The 22050-nt window shown below is 34.0% G+C and carries 20 protein-coding genes, 1 tRNA gene and 1 other RNA gene; 8 read left to right on the top strand and 14 right to left on the bottom strand.

The window, feature by feature from the left end:
* Positions 1 to 70: 70 nt before the first annotated feature.
* The 3 genes from MTP08_RS03595 to MTP08_RS03585 all read right to left on the bottom strand — a co-directional run bounded on the left by MTP08_RS03595 (position 71) and on the right by MTP08_RS03585 (position 4346).
* Positions 71 to 958 (bottom strand): ribokinase, encoded by an 888-nt coding sequence (locus MTP08_RS03595; protein WP_243577077.1) that lies wholly within the window; start codon positions 956 to 958, stop codon positions 71 to 73.
* Positions 959 to 1005: 47 nt separating this feature from the next.
* Positions 1006 to 1647 carry a DUF4241 domain-containing protein gene (locus MTP08_RS03590; RefSeq protein ID WP_243577076.1) on the bottom strand — a complete coding sequence of 214 codons (642 nt, stop codon included), beginning with the start codon at positions 1645 to 1647 and terminating at the stop codon, positions 1006 to 1008.
* Positions 1648 to 1730: 83 nt separating this feature from the next.
* Positions 1731 to 4346, bottom strand: coding sequence for a valine--tRNA ligase (locus MTP08_RS03585; protein ID WP_243577075.1), 2616 nt, complete (start codon positions 4344 to 4346; stop codon positions 1731 to 1733).
* Positions 4347 to 4476: 130 nt separating this feature from the next.
* Here MTP08_RS03585 and MTP08_RS03580 point away from each other — a divergent pair, with 130 nt between their 5' ends.
* Entirely contained in the window at positions 4477 to 4944 is a 468-nt protein-coding gene (locus MTP08_RS03580; RefSeq protein ID WP_209388913.1) for a DUF1573 domain-containing protein, read from the top strand.
* Positions 4945 to 5071: 127 nt separating this feature from the next.
* Positions 5072 to 5941, top strand: coding sequence for a PPK2 family polyphosphate kinase (locus MTP08_RS03575; protein ID WP_243577074.1), 870 nt, complete (start codon positions 5072 to 5074; stop codon positions 5939 to 5941).
* 71 nt (positions 5942 to 6012) lie between these two features.
* Here the strand turns inward: MTP08_RS03575 and rnpB are convergent.
* Positions 6013 to 6335, bottom strand: an RNA gene (gene rnpB / locus MTP08_RS03570) — RNase P RNA component class A.
* 151 nt (positions 6336 to 6486) lie between these two features.
* Here rnpB and MTP08_RS03565 point away from each other — a divergent pair.
* Both MTP08_RS03565 and MTP08_RS03560 read left to right on the top strand, forming a co-directional pair.
* Entirely contained in the window at positions 6487 to 6978 is a 492-nt protein-coding gene (locus MTP08_RS03565; RefSeq protein WP_209388911.1) for an RNA polymerase sigma factor, read from the top strand.
* Positions 6971 to 7654 (top strand): beta-carotene 15,15'-monooxygenase, encoded by a 684-nt coding sequence (locus MTP08_RS03560; protein WP_243577073.1) that lies wholly within the window; start codon positions 6971 to 6973, stop codon positions 7652 to 7654. Before MTP08_RS03565 ends, MTP08_RS03560 begins: the two co-directional genes overlap by 8 nt.
* Positions 7655 to 7676: 22 nt before the next feature.
* Here the strand turns inward: MTP08_RS03560 and MTP08_RS03555 are convergent, their stop codons facing one another.
* From MTP08_RS03555 to MTP08_RS03535, 5 genes are all read right to left on the bottom strand, one after another.
* Positions 7677 to 7883 (bottom strand): hypothetical protein, encoded by a 207-nt coding sequence (locus tag MTP08_RS03555; RefSeq protein ID WP_243577072.1) that lies wholly within the window; start codon positions 7881 to 7883, stop codon positions 7677 to 7679.
* A gap of 19 nt (positions 7884 to 7902) precedes the next feature.
* Positions 7903 to 8562: a DUF3575 domain-containing protein gene (locus tag MTP08_RS03550; protein WP_243577071.1), complete on the bottom strand. Its 660-nt coding sequence runs from the start codon at positions 8560 to 8562 to the stop codon at positions 7903 to 7905.
* Between the two features lies 1 nt (position 8563).
* A complete protein-coding gene (locus MTP08_RS03545; RefSeq protein WP_243577070.1) occupies positions 8564 to 9739 on the bottom strand; it encodes a thioredoxin family protein in 1176 nt (391 codons plus the stop codon).
* 133 nt (positions 9740 to 9872) lie between these two features.
* Positions 9873 to 9952, bottom strand: a tRNA-Leu gene (locus MTP08_RS03540).
* A gap of 65 nt (positions 9953 to 10017) precedes the next feature.
* Entirely contained in the window at positions 10018 to 10785 is a 768-nt protein-coding gene (locus tag MTP08_RS03535) for an MBL fold metallo-hydrolase (RefSeq protein ID WP_209388906.1), read from the bottom strand.
* Positions 10786 to 10838: 53 nt separating this feature from the next.
* Here MTP08_RS03535 and MTP08_RS03530 point away from each other — a divergent pair, with 53 nt between their 5' ends.
* Both MTP08_RS03530 and MTP08_RS03525 read left to right on the top strand, forming a co-directional pair.
* Positions 10839 to 12266 (top strand): TonB-dependent receptor, encoded by a 1428-nt coding sequence (locus MTP08_RS03530; RefSeq protein WP_209388905.1) that lies wholly within the window; start codon positions 10839 to 10841, stop codon positions 12264 to 12266.
* Positions 12267 to 12280: 14 nt separating this feature from the next.
* Positions 12281 to 12730 carry a GAF domain-containing protein gene (locus MTP08_RS03525; protein ID WP_243577069.1) on the top strand — a complete coding sequence of 150 codons (450 nt, stop codon included), beginning with the start codon at positions 12281 to 12283 and terminating at the stop codon, positions 12728 to 12730.
* Positions 12731 to 12811: 81 nt separating this feature from the next.
* Here MTP08_RS03525 and MTP08_RS03520 read toward each other — a convergent pair whose 3' ends face one another.
* From MTP08_RS03520 to MTP08_RS03510, 3 genes are all read right to left on the bottom strand, one after another.
* Positions 12812 to 14893 (bottom strand): M4 family metallopeptidase, encoded by a 2082-nt coding sequence (locus tag MTP08_RS03520; protein WP_243577068.1) that lies wholly within the window; start codon positions 14891 to 14893, stop codon positions 12812 to 12814.
* 108 nt (positions 14894 to 15001) lie between these two features.
* Positions 15002 to 15811 (bottom strand): hypothetical protein, encoded by an 810-nt coding sequence (locus MTP08_RS03515; protein WP_243577067.1) that lies wholly within the window; start codon positions 15809 to 15811, stop codon positions 15002 to 15004.
* Positions 15812 to 15817: 6 nt separating this feature from the next.
* On the bottom strand, positions 15818 to 16330 hold the full coding sequence (locus tag MTP08_RS03510; protein ID WP_243577720.1) for an RNA polymerase sigma factor: 513 nt from the start codon (positions 16328 to 16330) through the stop codon (positions 15818 to 15820).
* Positions 16331 to 16460: 130 nt separating this feature from the next.
* On the opposite strand from MTP08_RS03510, the gene MTP08_RS03505 reads away from it, so the two are divergent.
* Positions 16461 to 17288 carry an alpha/beta fold hydrolase gene (locus MTP08_RS03505; protein ID WP_243577066.1) on the top strand — a complete coding sequence of 276 codons (828 nt, stop codon included), beginning with the start codon at positions 16461 to 16463 and terminating at the stop codon, positions 17286 to 17288.
* Between the two features lie 116 nt (positions 17289 to 17404).
* Here the strand turns inward: MTP08_RS03505 and MTP08_RS03500 are convergent, their stop codons facing one another.
* Together MTP08_RS03500 and MTP08_RS03495 are read right to left on the bottom strand one after the other, a co-directional pair.
* The gene (locus tag MTP08_RS03500) at positions 17405 to 17653 is read right to left on the bottom strand and encodes a NifU family protein (protein ID WP_209388899.1); all 249 of its coding nucleotides are present in this window, start codon (positions 17651 to 17653) and stop codon (positions 17405 to 17407) included.
* Between the two features lie 43 nt (positions 17654 to 17696).
* The gene (locus MTP08_RS03495) at positions 17697 to 18800 is read right to left on the bottom strand and encodes an Mrp/NBP35 family ATP-binding protein (RefSeq protein ID WP_209388898.1); all 1104 of its coding nucleotides are present in this window, start codon (positions 18798 to 18800) and stop codon (positions 17697 to 17699) included.
* 127 nt (positions 18801 to 18927) lie between these two features.
* Between MTP08_RS03495 and MTP08_RS03490 the strand changes: the two genes are divergently transcribed.
* A complete protein-coding gene (locus tag MTP08_RS03490; RefSeq protein ID WP_243577065.1) occupies positions 18928 to 21729 on the top strand; it encodes a GH92 family glycosyl hydrolase in 2802 nt (933 codons plus the stop codon).
* Positions 21730 to 22050 lie beyond the last annotated feature (321 nt).

Raw genomic sequence — 22050 nt, 5'->3', positions numbered from 1 at the left:
CAGTAAATGTGGAATATTTAGTTTTAAAAATAAGATAATTTCATTACTTTTTCTATGCATCAAATAAAGATTACAAGACATCCTTAAGATAAGGAAGAGAAGTCTGCGCACCTTTTCCCATAGAAACTTTGGAAGAAACCAGATTACCAAATTTCACACAATCTTCGATGCTGTTTTTATGGCACAACGCAACAGAGAAGCCTGATGTAAAAGCATCGCCCATTCCCATTTTATAAATCATGCTTTCGTTTTCATTACGGTAATATTTCATCTCTGTACCATCGAAGTATAACGTAGAATTGGTTTCATCTCTTACAAACAACTTATTGAAGTATTTTTCTAATATTTTTTCTCTTTCTCCTTCACCAAAAATCGTTGAAAGGTCATTAGATTTAGCAATAATAAAATCTACAGAGTTTAGGATTTCTTCACTCAGTTTTTTTCCGGGCGAAGCATATAAACCGACTTTTTTACCATGAGATTTCACCATTTTTACGGTAAACTCTACTACTTCAATCGGAATTTCGAGCTGTAGCAATACCAAATCTGAAGCAACAATATATTTTTCGGCATTTTGAACAGTTTTAATATTGAGATATTTATTCGCAGCCGGATCTACAACAATTGAAAAAGTACCATTATAATTGGTTACATAAGCAATTCCAGTAGAATCTTTATCGGTTTCGGAGACATATCCTACATTTACATTTTCATCTACCAAATTACGCAAAATCTGTTGCCCGAGAGGATCCATTCCTACACAACCTACAAAATAAACATTAGCTCCCAATCTTGCGGTTCCAACTGCCTGATTGGCTCCTTTCCCCCCAAAAAAATTCTCAGAACGATGAGCCAATACAGTTTCGTTTCCGGCAGGAATTTTATCTGTATACAAAACCAAATCGAGGGAACAGCTTCCTACAACAGCTATTTTGGGATTTTCTGATGAAATTTTCATGGTACTAAATCTTATCTTCTGAATTTAATTTTTAAATGTAAGTATTTTTAGCTTACCAAAATTTCTATAAATTCAGTAATTATTTTTACAGGATTTTTATCTTTATCGAAAGCGATGTAACTGGCATAAAAACCTTCTCCATAGCCTGTTTCGAAAGCACAAATATTTCCCGGTTTATCTTCAAAAGGTTTTAAGAATGCATATTGATCTATGGCTCCTTTTTCGTCAAAAAAATGCTCGTGGAAAAACTCTTCGTAAATTCCCATAAAATCATCTCCTTTTTTCTCGAAAAGCTCTACTTCAAGTGTATTTAAAAGATTTTGCGTCTCAAAATCCATAAAACATCCCATACCGCTTTCTACCGGATAACCGAAAACTTCCTCACCGGAAAGGTCTTTAATATTTTGACCTTCGGTAACCGCCATTTCCCACTTTGCAATTTCAGAATCATTAAAAACAATTTCTGCATATGCAACACAATTGCTCTCTCTTTCTTTATGCAGTAAAACCTGAAATTCACCTTTCGGGAAATCTGTACTGAAAGGTTTCATATCATTGGTAAGAACAGGATCGCACGTCACGATCTTACCGCTCGATAGATATATTTTTCCTACTTCAAAACTTTCCAGCAACGGGCTTTCTACAAAGTTTTTTGAGAATAGTCGTTTTATGTTTTCTATGTGTGTCATTATTTTTTTACTGAGTATTTGATGATGGAAACCGAATGTTTGATGATGATATAAAAACTATCCCACACTTGGCTTCCGGCATCCTACAATGTTTTTAGCTTCTCTTCCAGAATTGCAATTTTATCGAGAGCATCTTTTTGTTTTTTGCGCTCTACTTCTACCACTTCAGGTTTTGCATTGGCAACAAACTTTTCGTTGGATAATTTTTTATCTACAGAAATCAAAAACCCTTTTAGATATTTCAATTCTTCTTCTGTTTTTGCTTTTTCTTCGCCCAAATCTAAGTTTTCGCTTAGCGGAATAGAAATTTCTGTTGATCCTACCAAAAATGTAAAGCTTGGCTTATCTGTTTTGGTTCCGAAATGAATTTCAGAAACGTTAGCCAGTTTTTTAATAACAGATTCGTTGGCAAATTCTGAAGCATTGGTATAGATTTCGGCATTTTCTCTTGGCGAAATTCCTTTAGTCTGTCTGTAATTTCTAACTCCGGAAATAATTTCAGAGGCAGTTTCGAAGTTTTTGATGATATCTTCATTAAATGCTTCTGCTTTTTTCTGCTGAGCGATAATTAAAGCATCTTCAATATTTCTTTCTGAAATAGTCTGCCACAATTCTTCCGTAAGGAAAGGCATAAACGGATGCAGGAGCTTCATTAATTCTTCAAAAAGAGCAACCGTTTTATAGTATACTTCTTTAGAAATTCCTTCTCCGTAGTTGGGCTTAATTGCTTCTAAATACCAAGAGCAGAAATCATCCCAAATCAGCTTATAAATTAAATGTAAAGCATCAGAAATTCTGAATTTCTCAAACTGATCGTTAATTTCGGTTATTGTTTTATTTAATTTATGCTCAAACCATTCAATTGCCTGAATTTCTGTTGAATTTGCCGGCTTATCTTCATGATTCCACATATTAATCAGACGGAATGCACTCCAGATTTTAGACATGAAATTTCTTCCCTGAAGCATTAAATCTTCATCAAAAAGAAGATCATTTCCGGCTGCAGAGCTCAATAAAATCCCTACACGAACACCGTCTGCTCCGTATTTGTCCATCAATTCCAACGGATCGGGCGAATTTCCTAAAGATTTAGACATTTTTCTTCTCTGTTTATCTCTTACAATTCCTGTAAAATAAACATTTTTGAAAGGAACTTCTTTTCTGTACTCCAAACCAGCCATAATCATTCTTGCTACCCAGAAAAAGATAATATCCGGACCGGTTACCAAATCTGAAGTCGGGTAATAATAATTGATATCTTTATTTTCAGGATCAAGAAGACCATCAAAAACCGACATTGGCCACAGCCATGATGAGAACCAGGTATCAAGGGCATCTTCGTCCTGTTTCAAGTCAGAAGCCTGAAGTTGGAAGTTGGAAGTCTTTTCCTGTGCCAATTTTACAGCATCGTCAATATTTTCAGCTACAACGAAATCATTTTCTCCATCACCGTAATAATAGGCAGGAATTTGCTGTCCCCACCAAAGTTGGCGGGAAATATTCCAATCGCGGATGTTTTCCATCCAGTGCTTATAGGTATTTTTGAATTTTTCAGGATAGAATTTTACCTCATCATCCATTACCACATCCAAAGCAGGTTTTGCAATTTCAGACATTTTTAAGAACCACTGTACGGAAACTTTAGGCTCAATCACCGCACCTGTTCTTTCTGAAGTTCCTACTTTATTGACATAATCTTCCGCTCTCAACAAAAGATCTTTTTCTTCCAGTTCTTTCGCAATCTGCTTTCTTACGTCAAACCTGTTTTTTCCGGCGTAATGCAGACCGTGCTCATTCAAATTACCATCGTCATCCAAAGAATCAATCATTGGAAGATGATGCTTCTGCCCAATTTCATAGTCATTAATATCATGAGCCGGAGTAATCTTCAAAGCACCTGTACCGAATTCTATATCCACATATTCGTCTTCGATAATCGGAATTACTCTTTCAACAATCGGTACGATTACTTTCTTACCTTTTAAATGGGCATATCGCTCATCACTAGGATTGATGCAAATCGCAGTATCCCCGAAAATCGTTTCAGGACGTGTGGTTGCTACTGAAAGGAATTCCTCTGAACCTTCAATTTTATATTTTAGAAAATATAATTTTCCGTTTTGCTCTTTAAAGATTACCTCTTCATCTGAAATGTTGGTTTTTGCCTCCGGATCCCAGTTTACCATTCTGTAGCCTCGGTAAATTAATCCTTTATTGTATAAATCAACAAAAGATTTAATTACCTGTTGAGATAATTTTGGCTCCATGGTAAAACGTGTTCTTTCCCAATCGCAGGAACATCCTAGCTTTTTAAGCTGTTCGAGAATGGTTCCTCCGTATTTATCCGTCCATTCCCAAGCGTGTTTTAAGAATTCTTCTCTGGTAATATCAGATTTATTAATTCCTTCAGACTTCAGTTTTGCTACCACTTTAGCTTCGGTGGCAATGGATGCGTGATCTGTTCCCGGAACCCAACAAGCGTTAAAGCCCTGCATTCTCGCACGGCGAACCAAAACATCCTGAATGGTATTATTCAACATATGCCCCATGTGCAAAATCCCCGTAACGTTTGGCGGAGGGATGACAATGGTGTAAGGTGGCTTTTCGTTGGGTTCTGAGTGGAAAAATTTATTTTCCAGCCAATATTTATACCATTTCTGTTCTGCTTCCTGTGGATTATATTTTTCTGAAATCTGCATAGAATTTTAATTTCTTTATCTTACAATTTGCAAAAATAGTTTAAAGTAAAAAAATCTAAGCACTAATTAAAATAATTTTTAACTTTGTTCTTCAAAATTTATCTAACAACGTATTTAACATTCAAAGAATATGAAAAAATTAATCGCAGGAATTGCTTTATTCGGAACTTTCGCTTTAGCATCTGCACAGACTATTACTTTTGACAAAACCACTTACGAATATGGTCAAATTAAACCAAATTCTGACGGTACAAGATTTTTCACTGTAACCAATACTGGTGATAAGCCACTTATTATTTCTAATGTAAAAGCATCTTGCGGATGTACTACACCAGAATTCAGCACTACGCCTATTGCACCGGGAAAATCTGCGAAGATAAAAGTAGGGTATGCAACAGCTAATGTGGCTCCGTTTCAAAAAATGATTGAAGTTTTTTCTAACGATCCTGTTAACAGCAGAAGCGTAATTTACATTAAAGGTGAAGTAACTCCTAATGCTCCAGATCCGAAGCCATTAACACCTAAAGAACTGAAAGCTAAAGCTAAAGCTGAAAAAAAAGCAGCTAAAGAAGCTAGAAAAGCTGCTGCTGCAAAATAATAGCTGCACAGAAAATTATATCATCCGTTTCTTTCGAGACGGATTTTTTATTATATTTATTTCAAACTTTAAAGATCACATAAAATCTTTTAGAAACCCTAAACACCCATTTAATTTTTACGCAAATATGGATACTAATTTTTCTGACGATTTTCTTGTAAAAGGAAATTTTTCTATAAAAAAAACTTCTACCGAGTATGAAGGTAATCTTACCAAAGAAGAGGGATTAAAAATATTAGGTGAAGAAAAAGATAAACTTCGCGAATTGCAGGAAAAGCTTTACGCAGACGGAAGCCAATCTCTTCTTGTTGTGCTTCAGGCAATGGATGCCGCAGGTAAAGACAGTTTAATAGAACATGTTTTTGGAGGTGTAAATCCGCAGGGCTGCAATGTTACCAGTTTTAAAACACCCACTTCTAAAGAATATTCTCATGATTTTTTATGGAGACATTATTTAGCTTTACCTCAAAAGGGAATGATTGGAATTTTCAACAGATCTCACTACGAAAGCGTTTTGGTATGTAAAGTTCATCCGGAATATAATCTGAGCGAAAAAACATGGAAGTCTGTAAAAGATTTTGATGATCAGTTTTGGAAAAACCGCTACGAAAGCATCAGAAATTTCGAAAAGCATCTCGCTGATAACGGAACCACAATTGTGAAGATTTTTTTAAATGTTTCTAAAAAAGAACAGAAGAAACGTCTTCTGGATCGTATTAATGAGCAGGAAAAAAACTGGAAATTCTCTGCATCTGATCTTCCGGAAAGGGATTTGTTTGATGATTACATGAAATATTATGAAGAAGCCATTAATGAAACTTCAAAAGATAAAGCACCTTGGTATGTAATTCCGGCGGATAACAAATGGTTTGCAAGACTTTCTGCACTGCAAATTATTATTGATACTCTAGAAAAAATGAATTTGAAATTCCCAGAACTTTCAAAAGAAGACAGAAAAGGTTTGGATGAAGCCAAAAAGAAATTAGAAAGCGAATAGAAAATTCAATTCTAAAAAATGTGGCGGATACGGAATCAGAAAATGAATTTGCGTATTCGTCACTATCAAAAAACACGAGAAAACCTATAAGCCGGATTTTGTACTTTAAAAAAGTGCCTGTTATTTATCTACGTTTTACATTGCTGCAAAACTTGAGCTGATTACCCCTCGGCTTTCAGGACGAGCCGCCCCTATTTTCATTGCTGAAAAGAACCGATATACTTATCATTGCACCGCAAAGAGTTTACCTGGTTTCACTACAGCCGAACTGTACCTGCTTTCTGTTGCACTTGTCCTATCCTCACGGATGACGGATGTTATCCGCTTTGCTGCTCTATGGTGTCCGGACTTTCCTACCCTTACCGAAGTAAGAATCAACAAGCCGATTTTCTCGTGGCTGCAAAGATACAATTTAATATAACACTGTAGCAGTGTACCAATTTACCAATCTAAAAGAAGTTATAATTTATTTAAAAATTGTTAGATTCCTGCATTGTTAGATTGTTACATTAAAATTATTATCTTCGTGCTGTCATAAATTTGTTTTGGTTTATAAAGAAAAAGAATTTGCGCAGCTTGTAAAAGATAATCAGGGACTGATTATTAAAGTTTCGCGTCTTTATACCAATTCTCTGGAAGATGAAGAAGATCTTTTTCAGGAAATCGTACTCCAATTGTGGCGAAGCTACGATTCTTTTAAAGGAAACTCTAAAATTTCCACATGGATGTATCGTGTAGCGTTGAATACTGCTATTACACTTTTTAGAAAGAAAACCAAAAGCATTCAAACCAATGAGCTGGATATTAATCATCGGGATTTTTTGGAAGATGATGATGATAAGCAACAGCAAATTTCACTGCTTTACACCGTAATTAAAACTTTACCAAATATAGAAAGAGCAATTGTAATGATGTATCTGGATGATCTTCCTTATAAAGATATTGCAGAAAATTTAGGAATTACCGAAGTGAATGCACGCGTAAAGATGAACCGACTTAAGAAAGTACTTAAAGAAAAAATGGAAAAACATGCCTGAATTTGATTTAGACAGCTTTAAGAAAACCTGGCAGGAACAACCTGTACAGCCTAAATACGATTATAATGAGATTCTGAAAATGCTCAATAAAAAATCGCGCAACTACATGAAATATATTTTCTGGATTAGTGTAGCCGAATTTTTATTTTTTACGGTTTTAGCATTATTTTACATCATAAAAAGCAATGATTCCGAAAGTTTCCTCTCCATTTTAGAAAAAATGGGTGTGAAAAAAGATATTGAGCTTGAAACAAAACTCAATCATATTTACCTGCTTATAAAAGTTTTAAGCCTCTTAGTAACAGGTTTTTTTGTAGTTAAATTTTATCTGAATTACATCAAAATAAAAGTACAGGAAGATCTTAAACTGTTCATCATCAGAATAATTACTTTCAAGAAAACAGTTAACGCATTTATCCTTACCAACATTGGTTTGCTGATTGTTTTGATTTTAGTTTTAACTGGATTTGCATTTTATATACTCAATACCCAACATATCCAACTCAGTAACTCCGAATTTACAGGATTTGTTGCTGGAATCGTTGCTAGTACAATTCTCTGCATATTTTTAATCTGGATTTATTACCGCTTGGTTTACGGAATCATCATGAGCAGATTAGACAAAAACCTAAAGCAGCTTAAAGAAATAGAATCTCAAGAAAACATCAAGAGCTAATATTCATTAAGAACAACAAAAATCAATCAAAATTATGGGGAGGGGTTTTATCGTTCTTCCCTTTGTTCATAATAATTAAACCCAAGGTTAAACCAATAACTCCTGAAACGGCAATCATAAGGGCTCTTTGCACTTTATCTGCTTCGTCGTTCCCAATATAATTCATCAAAAAAAGAATTACAAAAGTAATCGCAGATATAATAAGATGATGTTTCCCGAATAGCTTCATGATAATATTTTTAAATAAATTATTTCAACTGATAAGAAATCATTAAACCACCTCTGTAGGGAATAATCTCTCCACTTCTATTATATCCGTTTGGATCTTCATCATATCTTTTACCGGAAATTCTATCGTATCCTTTGTAAAAATCCTGAGAGGTACCTATGGTTCCATACAATTCCATTCTCCATTTGTCTGATAATTTAAACTGATACCCTAAAGTTGCACCAAACAAAACAGAAAAACCCTTTTGGTAAAGATTTGATTTTGTATACGTTACACCTTCTTCATTTTTACTAGGAAATGGCTCATCCTTCCAATAATTCCATTTTTGAAGCACGAAAGTTGCAACAGAAATATTCGCTCCCACAAACCAACCTTGAAATGCTTCATTAAAATAATATCTACCTTCTCCAGACAAAGAATAGTACTGAAGTTCGTGCCCTGAAAAAGATTTCCACGGTGAAATCACTACGTCTCCCTGAACTGTAAAATTGTTATTAATCTGTTTTTCTAATCCTAAATTAACGATACCGATTGGAGCCAATAGAACATTTCCTTTTACATAAAGCTTTTTTTCTACCGCAGTTTTATCGGTGGTTTGTTGAGCTTGAATACTTAAAACAGCAAGTAATGACAACGAAAATGTCATCAAAAGTTTAATGTTAAAAAATTTTTTTTTCATCTTATTTTATCTGATTAATTAATTCTTGAGCTAAGTGAGCATCTTTCCCACTTTTTATTGCGATATCTTTGGATAATTCAGCAAAATTTTTAGCTAATTCTTTATTCCCAATATTGAAATATATTTTGGCTAAAATATAGGTATTTTCGGAAGTTTCTCCCCTCATTACAGATTTTTCTGCCCACTCTGCTGCCTTTTTCAATGAAGACTTATCTTTAATATGATCCGCAAAAATCCATGCAGCTTTTAACAGCTCGTTAGTATCAAAAGAATCTGCATTTTTATAATATTCTAAAGCGGCTTTAGCATATTCTTGGAAGTTAGCATTCTGTTCGTAATAAGCAAGTTGGGTTTGATTAAGCTTTAACAGTGCAGTTTCTCTACCAACTATAGGCTCCGCAGTTTTAAGAAAATAATCATCATTAATCTTTTTATTATTTTCATCAATAGATTCCTGAACTATTTTTGCCAAAAGAAGCTGATTTTTAAAATCATTATAATTCTGCTCAGGGAAATATTGTAGAATATCAGATTTTCTATCTTCAAATACTTTATAATTGGGATCTTGCGGAGATTTCAGAAAAAAAAGCAAATATCCAATCTCTTCTTTGTTGAGTAATTCGGTTTTAGATTTGTTGGTAAAATATCTTTCAGATGCTTTTTTTGCAAAATCGTAATCTGCATTAGCATTAAGTCTCATAATACTGATCAGAAATTCAGGATCTTTTTCTCCCTTTTCAAACCTTTCTTTAAACGAACCTTTTTTATTTTTAGGAGAGCTTATATCCTGAGCCATCGCCAAAAAAACGCTTTCTTCCATGTAGCCGTAATTTTGAGCTACAAGTTCTCCATCAGCATTAAGAAAAAGATAGGTAGGATAAGATCTTACTGCAAATCTAGCCGCAATTTCTCTTCCTTCTCCTTTTTCCATATCAATTCTGGAATTCACAAAATTTTTGTTGTAAAAATCTCCAACAGACTTTCGGGGAAAAGTATTTCTCTCCATCATCTTGCACGGTCCGCACCACGAAGCATAAGCATCAATAAACACAAGTTTATTTTCTTTTTTTGCTTTTGACAGCAAATCTTTAAACGGAATTTCATCAAACTGAATTCCTTCCTGAGCCCATAAAAGAATGCTAAAAAAGACCAATAATCCGGAGATTAACCTTTTCATTTATATGTATTTTAAAAAAGCGAAGATACTTAATTTTTGTATTTCTTTAATTAACAAAAAACAGAAAGAACAGTCTAAACAGTTTATAAAAATCAAAAACCTCTGAAAATCAGATGATTTCAGAGGTTTTTTGTACCCAAGACCGGGATCGAACCGGTACTCCTAAGAACTGGTGTTTGAGACCAGCGCGTCTACCAATTCCGCCACTTGGGCTCGTGTAAATCGGTGTGCAAATATAGAAACTTTTTTTACTATTCAAAAACATTTTTCAGTTTTTGTTAAAAATTTATTTCTAAACCATCGTAAGCAAGGCTAATACCGTCGGGAAGCAGTTTATTTTCAACATCATGCAGACCAAAATGATGACTGATATGAGTAAGAAATAATTTTTTAGGTTTTAATTCTTTATGAAGCTGCAAGATGTCCGGCAAAATAAAATGAGCAGGATGAGGATCGAACTTACGGATGCAGTTCAAAATAAGTACATCCAGATTCTTCAATTTTTCTTTCTCTGACTCTGAAATTGAACCCGCATCTGTAATATAAGCCAGGTTTTTAAACTTATATCCAAAAATCGATATTTTAAAATGAGTAACTTCAATAGGAAGAATCTCAGTATCTGCAACTGTAAATTTTTCATTTTTTATTTCATGCAGATCAAAAGCGGGTGCACCTGGATATCTTTCATTGGCAAAAGCGTATGGAAAACGGTTTTTCACTTCCTCACCAACCCTTTTCATACAATAAAGAGGCATATTTTTACCACTTTTAAAGATTAAAGGGCGCATATCATCGAGACCGATAACATGGTCATTATGTTCATGGGTAAGAAGCGTTACATCAATATGATTTTCATGATTAAGAAGCATTTGCTGCCTGAAATCTGGTCCGCAGTCGATAAGAATTTTCCTGTTTTCGTCTGTAGTAATCATTGCAGATGCCCTAAAGCGTGTGTCTTTCGGGTTATCTGATGTACATACCTCACATTGGCAACCAATCACCGGAACGCCTTGTGATGTTCCTGTTCCTAAAAATTTCAACTTCATTTCTTTTGAGGTTGTTTTAATTTTGGTAAATTTACGAAAAATTTAATGTCCTAATGTATCAGAAACTAACTCCTAAACAAAAAGCATTAACAATTAACTTAGATCCTACTATTTATGGTACTTTCGCAGAAATTGGAGCTGGGCAGGAAACTGTTCGACACTTTTTTAGAGCTGGAGGAGCTTCAGGTACAATTGCTAAGGCAATGTCGGCGTACGATAAAGATTTCAGTGATGCCATTTACGGAAAAGAGGTAAAAAACAGATATGTTACCCAAAACAGACTCAGAAAAATGCTTCGTTATGAAGTATCTTTAATTGAGGAAAGAATTTCCAGAGAAAATCATCCGGGAAGAAAGTTTTTCTCTTATGCCAATACGGTTACTACAATTAATTTTGACAAAACTCTTAAAGGTCATGGTTGGGTAGGAATTCGTTTTCAGGTAGAAGAAAATCAGGATTATAATGAGATTGTCATTCATGTTAAATTCAAAGAAAATGATGCTACACTTCAACAGGAAACATTAGGAAATCTTGGAGTTAACCTTATTTTCGGGGCTTTTAATTATTACGATAATCCTAGAAGGCTCATAGAGTCTCTTTACGATGATGTTGCGACAGATAACCTCGAAATTGATATGATTGATTTCAGTGGACCTGCTTTTGCTTATGTTGATAACAGACTGATGTCTTTACAACTTGTAAAAAACAATATGACCGATGCTGTAATCTTCAATTCTGAAGGTAATAATATGCTTCCTGCCGATATTTTGTACAAAAAAAATATTTTTGCGGTAAGGGGAAGTTTCAGACCTGTTACAAAGGTAAATATTGATATGCTTCGCAGCGGTATGGATATGTTTCTGAAAGATGCAACCTGTACCATGGAGGAAACAGAAGTTTTAATAGAAATTACCATATCCAACCTTCGAGCAGACGGAGATATTAATGAAAGAGATTTTCTCGACAGAGTCGACGTTCTTGGTAAATTAGGATACACCGTAATTATATCTAACTTCTCCGAATATTACAGATTGATTGATTATTTTTCGCATTACACCAACGGAAATATTGGCGTTGCAATGGGCGTAAACAATATGCTGATGGTTTTTGATGAAAAATATTATAAAGATCTTTCAGGAGGAATTTTGGAAGCATTTGGTAAGTTTTTCAGAAACGGAATGAGAGTTTACCTCTATCCTTACAAAGATCCTGAAACGCACGAACTTCTGGATTCTGACAATCTGAAAGTGGAAGAAAATCTTAAAGAGTTATACAAATATTTTAAGCTGAACAACCGTATTGTAGACATTAAAAACTACAATCCTGAATTTTTGGAAATTTATTCCCGAGAGATTCTCAGAAAAATTGCCTGCAATATGAGCGGATGGGAAAATCAGGTACCGGAAGGTGTTGCGGAAATGATTAAAGAAAGAGCAATGTTCGGATTTAAAAACGAATTATCTCTAAAACAGTTTTCATAAAATTATTACTGATAATGTCTGAATTAAAAAAAAGGATTTCGTCTATATTGGAAAGTCCGAAACATAATACCGAAGAAAAGCTTCAGAAAGTTTGTCATCTTTTAGACCAAGAAATTTCTTATTTTAACTGGACTGGATTTTACTTTAAAAACGGAGATAAAAACGAACTTAAGTTAGGACCTTATGTGGGGGCAGAAACAGATCATACCATAATCCCTTATGGTAAAGGTATTTGTGGGCAAGTCGCCGTCTCTAACGAAACTTTTCTTGTGCCGGATGTTCATTTACAGGAGAATTATTTAAGCTGTTCCATAGATACAAAAGCAGAAATAGTAGTTCCTATCTTTAAAAACGGAGAAAATATTGGTCAGATTGATATTGACTCCCATACTTTAGATCCTTTTACAAAAGATGATTTAGAATTGTTGGAATGGCTTTGTAATGAAGTTTCTAAAATACTTTAAAAGTATAACAATATTTAAAAAAATATAACCGGCAAACTATTAAATAGTTTGCCGGTTTTTTATCATTAAATTGCTGATTAATTATTTCTCAATGACAATTTTTTTAGATACAATAGATCCTTCAATATTAATTTTAACGAAATAAACTCCTTTTTCTACTCCGGTAACATTAATTTTATTGTTACCCTTCTGCAATTTATCACTATTTTTGATAAGCTTTCCTGAAGCATCATAAATTTCATAAATTCCTTCGCTGCTATTATTTTCTATAGTAAATATACCATTTTTAACAGGATTTGGATAAACAGCCAATTGATTTTCTATCTTATTTTTTATTTCTGACGTAGATAACAGTCCATTTCCTATTCCTACAGCATACCAAGCTTTCACATTTTGCAACTGTTCATTTCCGTTTGCACCATACAAATCTGTAACCGCTTGTTTACTTGCATTATAAGCATCAATAAATTGGCTATTCGCTGTTAGATAATTGGCTAAAGTTCTATAGGCGATTTTTTCAGCTTTTTGGATGGTAATACCAGTTACATTAAAATTATTTCCAATATCATTTGTTCCCGATCCACCGGCTGAAAGAAGATAGAACCAATAATTACCTACCCCGCTGTTGGTATGTACTCCACCATGATCGTTTGTCGTTTCACCATTAGCATTATATGTTGGAATTGTAGATGCCCAATATTGTGTAGAGCCACTAACAGTGGGATTGGTCGGATAAGTATCTGGCTGTTGCGAACCCAATATTGCAGGACCAGAATTAGGATTAGACATACTTCTTAAAAATGTAAAACCTAGTGCCGGATTTGGAATTCCTTCTCCAATCGTCCAGTTTGGGCTTATATTAGTATAAAACTCGATAGAAGCACCAAAAATATCTGCGAAAGACTCGTTTAATGCACCAGACTCACCTTGATAAGCGAGATTTGCAGTTCTGCTTACAATAAGGTGAGAATACTCGTGTCCTGCCACATCTAACGCTACGAAAGGATTAAAATATCCAGCTTGTCCTTGGTAAAGACCATTTCCATAAACCATCCCTACAATACCCTGTACATCCACTGCAGCTGCGTTAATGCCACTCGCAGGCTGATTAGCAGGTGCAAAATTAACATTATAATAATTTCTTATAATAGAACCATTTCCATCGTAAGAATTTCTATTATGTCTGCTTACATAATAATCATGAGCTTTAGACATCGCCCAATGAACCTCCACTGGAGGCTTTGTATCATTTGCTGTAAAATTTGGACTTGCACTAGTATATTCTGTGATTGTACCCGTAAATTCTCCGGTAAAAGTATTACCGCCTCCATCCCAGTTGGTACCATCTCTAGTGTAAATATTTCTTGCATTATCTTTCAATCGGTACAATCCATTATAAGAATCTACCGTAATCTGCTGATTTCCTTTATAAAAAGTTGCGCTTGTAGATGGCGTATCCACCAATGGCTTCATCGTTTTAAGAGAAGAAGCTTCTGCTACATTAATATTATTATGATGATGAATTTTTTCCAGTTTTTTAACAATATTTTTGGAAGCATTATCAACATAGTAGGTGTAGCCTTTCAGATTTTTTAAAGCTAAAGCATTAATCGTAGAAGCCGAATATAACTTCACTCCTCTATCCGATAATACTTTAGTAATCACATTTTCGAATTCTGCAAAAGTGATATTTGGCAATTTCATATCTTTGGATACTATGCTTTCAATCTCAGATTTGTCTAGAATTTGCCCCAAAGGAATATCTATATCATTAGTATATTCACCATTAACAAATGTAAGCAAGCCATCTTTTTCGTGAAGCAATATTAATTCATCGGCTACTTTTACATTTTTGTAATAATGCTGATAGGACGAATGCTTAATTCCCAACTCATCAACAGAAGTATTTATAAGATTAAAAGTATGATCGTTGTTTCCTCCCAACCATTCTCCAAGATGATTGATTAGATATTCTGATGAAATATTTTTTCCATTAAAATCTGCACTAAAATTTCCTAAGGCAGAAGTAGTTATTTTTTTAGGAAGATCCTTTACAGTGAGCTCAACATTTTGTTTTTTCTGACCTTTTACAACTAAAAAAGGAGTAACACCAACTGTAAAAGAGAAAATTAATGTTTTAATAAGAATGACGGTCTTTTTCATACTATTTTTATTGATTAAATCTTACAGTTAGTACAAAAACATTCAATATGTTACAAGACGATTACATTTTTATTAAATTTCAATTATTTATGTTAAAGAATTCCACTATTATTCTTGATTTAAAGCTTTCAGAAGTGTTTTCAAGTCTATAATATTAAGCTTTTCCCCAATGAAAACTATGATAAGTATGACAATTAAGAAGAATATAGTAATGAAAATATAAACGGATATTAGCCATATTATGGTATTAAGAACATTGCCTTTAATTCCGAACTTCTTCATAAAATATTTTTGTGAACGCTCAAACCAAGAATTATTTTTCTTTCTATTGGGGATCACCTCCAATCGGTTAAGTTCATCAACAAGATCTACGACCTGCTGAATGTATTTTCCGTACATATAATACGTCCAATATTTAATGAGAAAACACAAGAGAAGTATTGTAATTAAAAAGCTACCTATAAAAATAGCAATATTATATCCGGAATTGAATTCGAAATGAATGCGTTCTAAACAAGATAAAAAAGCTAAAGGAATATAGGATATATAATAGGATATATAAATCTCCTTGGAAACCAAAAGCTGGGTTTTAATATTAAAAAGATCATAATTTGTATTAACCCCTCTCTTTTTAAGCAACTTGTACAGTTTCAGCAGTCTCGAATAAAAATAAATAATTATTAGTAATGTGAGAAAAGCTATAGAAAAAGAAATTATTCTAATACTGATATCTTTTGTAGCAAAAGGAAAACCTATTAACAGCATTGGAAGCGTAAGAAGTAGTATCCAAAATTCAGTTTGCATATTTATTCTTATCATTTCCAAAGGCGAATGAATTTCATCCTGTTTTTTTAAAGATATTTCCGGAAGCTCCTGCTCTCCTTTGTTCCACAATTCTTTTAAATTCTCTAATTCCATAGTGTATTATTTATGTTGAGAAAACTTTTTTCTTTCGATAATTTCTTTCAGTTTACTTTTTGCCCTGTTCAGTTTCACCCTCACATTCACTTCTGTAATCCCTAAATGCTGTGCAATATCCTTACCCGAAAAACCTTCAAGAAAATAGAAAATCAGGGCTTTATCAATAGAACTGAGTTCATAAATAGCTTCATACATCATTTTCATATTCTCATCATCTGTATCGTTGTAAGATTCCTGATGTATATTAATATTTTCCACATTTTGGTTTTGTATAAAACCACGTTTTTTTTCGCTTCGGAGAAATACTATTGCAGTGTTGAGAGCTGTTCTGTAGAGCCAGGTAGAAAATTCGCTTCTATTTTGAAATTCGCCGTAGGATTTCCATGCCTGATAGATGATCTCCTGATAGAGGTCATTTTGATCGTCGGGATTATCCATATACATTTTGGAGATTTTGAAGATAACCCCTTTATGCTTATTAATTTTCTCCAGAAATTCTTTTTCCAGTAAAGATATTTTTAAAAGCTATAATGATTAGTACAGCGGTTTGTTTCTTTGTTACAATTTTTCAAAAAATTAAATATACCACAATATATTTTAATGGCTTAAATTTTGTGTACCATATATTACACCAAAAAATACATATATGCCTTATATTAAAAAACAAGACGATAAAAGTTTTGAGCTTTATTATGAAGATTTCGGATCGGGACAACCGATTATTTTAATCCATGGATGGCCGTTAAGCGGAAAATCTTGGGAGCTTCAGGTACCGGTTCTCTTAGACTTAGGCTTCAGAGTAGTAACCTACGACAGAAAAGGATTTGGCAAATCTACCCCTACATTAGATGGATATGATTACGATGGTCTTGCTGCCGATTTACATGAATTAGTTTCTCAATTGGAATTAAAAAATGTAATTCTTTTAGGGTTTTCTATGGGCGGAGGCGAAGTAGTTCGATATATTACCAATTACGGTTCGCAAAATATTGATAAAATTGCCCTCATATCCTCTATCATTCCATTAGTTAAACAAAAAGATGATAATCCTGATGGTGTACCTCAAAATGATTTGGATGAAATAATGAAAAACCTTAAAACCGACCGTGTTACTTTTTTAGAATCTTTTCATAAAAATTTTTATGGCTACGGAATGCTATCTCAAACGGTAAGCCAAAAACAACTGGATTATGACTGGAATATTGCATCATCAGCATCACCTATTGCAACTATAAAATGTGCAGAAAGCTGGGCAAATACAGATTTTAGACCAGAACTTGGCAATATTAATGTAAAAACACTTATTGTACATGGTGACAATGACAAGATTGTTCCTATTGAAACCTCTGCACAACAAGCAGCAAAAGGTATTTCAGATAATGATTTTATCACCATTGAAGGTGCTCCTCACGGTCTAAATGTAACACACTCTAAGCAACTTAATGAAATATTGACTCATTTCTTAACTAAATAGTTTTTTCAATTTATAGTTTTTATTATTTTCGGCCGCAGTTTTTATAATTGCGGCTTTTTTTATAAGAAAAAGACAGACCTCAAGAGATCTGTCTAAAAAAATATATCGTATTTTTTTTATTCTACATTTACTACCTTTTCAATTTCGGGAGCATGCTGTTTAATAGTATTTTCCACACCTAATTTTAATGTAGAAAAATTAAGAGAACAGCCCGAACAATTGCCTAAAAGTTTTACAAAAACAGTTTCATCTTTCACATCAATCAACTCAATATCTCCCCCATCTTTATTCAGAAAAGGACGAATACTGTCTAAAGCTTCTATAACTCGGGTTACTGTATCTTCGTGGGTGGTTTTTATTTCCATATTTGAGTTTGGTTTTCAAAAATTATTTTTGAAATTATTTTAATTATTTTTTTGGTGAGCAACCTGCCATTGTTGAGATTTTCACAGCTTCAGTAGGTGGCAAAAACTTATTTCTTTCTACCAGACTTTCCACCATTTTTTTAGCAGTTTCAGTGTAAATTTCAGCAATCTTAGAACCTTCCTGTAATGCTGCAGGTCTTCCGACATCTCCCGCTTCTCTGATACTCTGAATAAGAGGAATTTCTCCTAAAACAGGAATTCCCAAATCATCTGCAAGATATTGTGCTCCCTGGTTTCCAAAGATATAATATTTATTGTCCGGTAATTCTTCCGGAGTAAAATATGCCATATTTTCTACCAATCCCAGCACCGGAATATTAATACTTTCCATCTGGAACATTGCAATACCTTTTCTAACATCTGCCAAAGCAACATGTTGAGGTGTACTTACAATTACGGCTCCGGTAACCGGAACTTCCTGAATAATAGACAAATGAATATCTCCCGTTCCCGGAGGAAGATCAATCAATAAGAAGTCTAATTCTCCCCAAGCAGCATCTCTAATCATTTGGTTCAACGCTTTAGAAGCCATTGGACCTCTCCACACTACCGCCTGATTGGCTCCCGAAAAATATCCGATAGAAAGCATTTTCACGCCATAATTCTCTATTGGCTTCATTAAATTTCTACCATCAATCTCTACAGAAATTGGCTTTTGACCTTCTGTATCGAACATGGTAGGAACAGAGGGACCATAAATATCTGCATCTAATAAACCTACTTTGAAACCCATTTTGGCTAAAGTTACCGCAAGATTCGCAGAAACAGTAGACTTCCCTACTCCCCCTTTTCCTGATGCGATAGCAATAATATTCTGAATTCCAGGAATTTGTTTCCCTTTAATTTGACTTTGTTGAATTTCGCTTGGTTCAGGAGATACAATTTTAAGCTTTAAATTAATTTCCTCTCCAAATTCACTGGCAAAAGCCTGTTTCATGGCAGCTTCAAGCTTTTTCTTTTCATGCATGGCAGGCGAATGTGCAGTCATATCAATATACACATCATTCCCCATTATCTGAAAATTATTTACCAAATCATCTACTTCTATTTCTTTAAGGAAACTCTGAACCTTTTCTTTATTCAACATACAAATATAAATTGAGTACAAATTTACGGAAATTTTAATTATTTAGAATCAATAAACACACCTATAGACAAAATCTTTTGTGGAACAAAATATTGTAGTATTTTAGGACGATTTTAAATTTGAACTCATGCAGAAATTTTTATTCATCCTTCTAGGGTTGCTTAGTCATAATGTATTTTCGCAAAATTATTCGCAATATGTAAATCCCTTTATTGGAACTGGTGGTCATGGTCACACTTTTCCAGGAGCTATCGTGCCTTTCGGAATGGTACAACTTTCTCCGGATACAAGAATTGACGGAAGCTGGGATGGTTGCAGTGGTTATCATTATTCCGATTCGGTGATTTACGGATTTTCTCATACACACCTTAATGGTACTGGAGTTTCCGATTATGGGGATATTATGCTTATGCCAACTATGGGAAATGCAAGCTTTAACCCAAAAGATTATTCATCAAAATTTTCGCATAAAAACGAAAGAGCGTCCGCAGGATTTTACTCTGTTAAATTGGATAAGCACAATATAGATGTTCGCTTAACAGCTACAGCAAGAGTCGGTTATCATGAATATACATTCAATAAAGCAGGTGTTGCCAATATTATTTTAGACTTAAATCATCGTGATAAACTTTTGGAAGGCGAAGTAAGAATTATCGACGATAAAACGATTGAAGTTTTCAGAAGAAGTGAAGCATGGGCTACCAACCAATACATTTATGCAAGAATCGAGTTTTCTAAACCCATGAAAATTGTCTCTACAATTGCAAACGGAACTCAGAGAAATAATTTTTATTCTGGTACACAGCTGGCTCTCGCTTTCTCTTCGAAAGTGAAAAAAGGTGAAAAAATATTGTTAAAAGTTAGTCTTTCACCTACAGATTATGATGGTGCAGCCAAAAACTTTCTGGCAGAGGCAAAAACTGACAATTTTGAAACGATAAAAAATCAAGCAGCTGCAGACTGGAATAAAGAACTTTCTAAAATTGAAGTAAAATCTGACGATAAAAACAAACTGGCAATTTTCTACACCGCAATGTATCATGTCTTTACGCAGCCTAACATCAATATGGATGTGGATGGAAAATACAGAGGCAGAGATAACAAATTCTACTATGCTAAAGATTTTAACTACTACTCTGTTTTCTCACTTTGGGATACATTCCGGGCTGCACATCCATTAATGACGCTTATCGACAGAAAAAGAACAGCAGATTTTATCAATACGTTCATTAAACAACGAGAACAGGGCGGCAGAATTCCGGTTTGGGAGCTGGCTTCCAACGAAACCGAATGTATGATCGGCTATCATGGTGTTTCTGTAATTGCAGACGCAATGGCAAAAGGTATTACAGGTTTTGATTACGAAAAGGCTTATGAAGCCGCAAAAAACTCTGCAATGCAGGATATTTTTGGTTTAGACGCTTACAAGCAGAAAAACTACATCAGCATTGATGACGAGCATGAAAGTGTTTCCAAAACATTAGAATATGCGTATGATGACTGGTGTATTGCTCAAATGGCGAAAATTTTAGGTAAAAAAGAAGATTATCAATACTTTATGAAACGTTCTCAGAACTGGAAAAACCTTTACAACCCGAACAATGGTTTTATGCAGGCAAGAAAGAACGGAAACTGGTATGAACCTTTTGACCCGAGAGAAGTGAATAATAATTACACAGAAGGAAATTCATGGCATTACTCTTATTTTGTTCCGCAGGATATTCCGGGATTAATTGAGGCACACGGCGGGAAAGAAAAATTCGAGCAGTTTATTGATGGTATTTTTTCGGCACCCGATAAAACTACAGGTAGAGAACAGGTGGATATTACAGGCTTAATCGGTCAATACGCACAGGGAAACGAGCCAAGCCATCACATCGCTTATCTTTACAATTATGTTGATAAGCCTGAAAAAACCAATGAAAAAAATAAATATATACTGGATAATTTCTATAAAAATTCGCCAGACGGATTAATAGGAAATGAAGATTGCGGACAAATGAGTGCATGGTATATTTTAAGCGCAATGGGAATTTATGCCGTGACACCCGGACTTTCGGAATGGCAGACTACAACGCCTTATTTTGATGAAATTAAAATACATCTGGAAGACGGAACCATCAAAACAATTACGAAAAACACCTCCAAAAATGAGCTTAAATATTTAGGATTTGAAAATGTAAAAGCATTTAAAGATCTAAAATATCCTCAGCAAACAGCTTCTCCTATTATTGCAGCAGACAGACTTTTTGACTTTACCTCTCAGGTTAAAATAACTCCTTTGAATGAAAAAGACAAAATTTACTACATAACACGGGATGAAGATGATAAAAATACTGAAAAAACGTATAAACTATATAAAGAACCATTCATCATCAGTAAAACTACTCAGGTTTCGGCATATTCAGAAAGAAATGGCGAGAAAAGCGGAATTACCATTTCAAATTTCAACAGGAGACCTAACCATTGGAACGTAACAATTAATGCAAATGTTCATCCTCAGTATACAGCAGGTGGAAAACTTGCGATTATTGACGGAATAAATGGTGATGTCAACTGGAGAAAAGGAGAATGGCAAGGTTATCAGGGACAAACATTTGAAGCGGTTATTGACTTCCTGTCTCCACAACAAATCAGCCATATTTCTTCAACTTATCTACAAGACAGCCGTGCATGGATTTTAATGCCTAAAAAAGTAGAATACTATGCCTCAATGGACGGAAAAACATTTATTCTTCTGAAAACTGTAGAAAATAATATCGATCCTAAAGATGAAAAAGTTCAGATAAAAGATTTTTCAACGGATATTTTGCCGACCGAAGCCCGATTCTTAAAAGTAAAAGCCTATCATTATGGTAAACTTCCAGAATGGCACCAAGGCGCAGGCGGTGAAGCGTATATTTTTGTAGATGAAATTTCTGTGAAATAGAATAATTCTCAGATTTAAATAACAAAACCTCTTTCAGTTGAAGGAGGTTTTCTGTTAGTTTAAATATACTTTTAAATAAGAAATAGTAAATTGGGTATAGTAAAGTAATTCATGATTCTAAAAACACAAAATAATCTTTAATAAATTTTTAGAATTAAAATATTCTGAGAAACATAATTTTAATATTCTACGAAATTAACAGCTTTTTTTGCCGAAACAAATTTAAAGAAATGAATATAACAATATAAATTTTTTCCAATGTTAAGATAGAATCATTATGCTCAATGAACTCATTTCAATTTTAACCAAACAAGATTGATA

It is taken from the genome of Chryseobacterium oryzae, assembly GCF_022811665.1.
Lineage (GTDB): Bacteria > Bacteroidota > Bacteroidia > Flavobacteriales > Weeksellaceae > Chryseobacterium > Chryseobacterium oryzae.
This window is presented reverse-complemented; position numbering and strand designations above follow the sequence as displayed.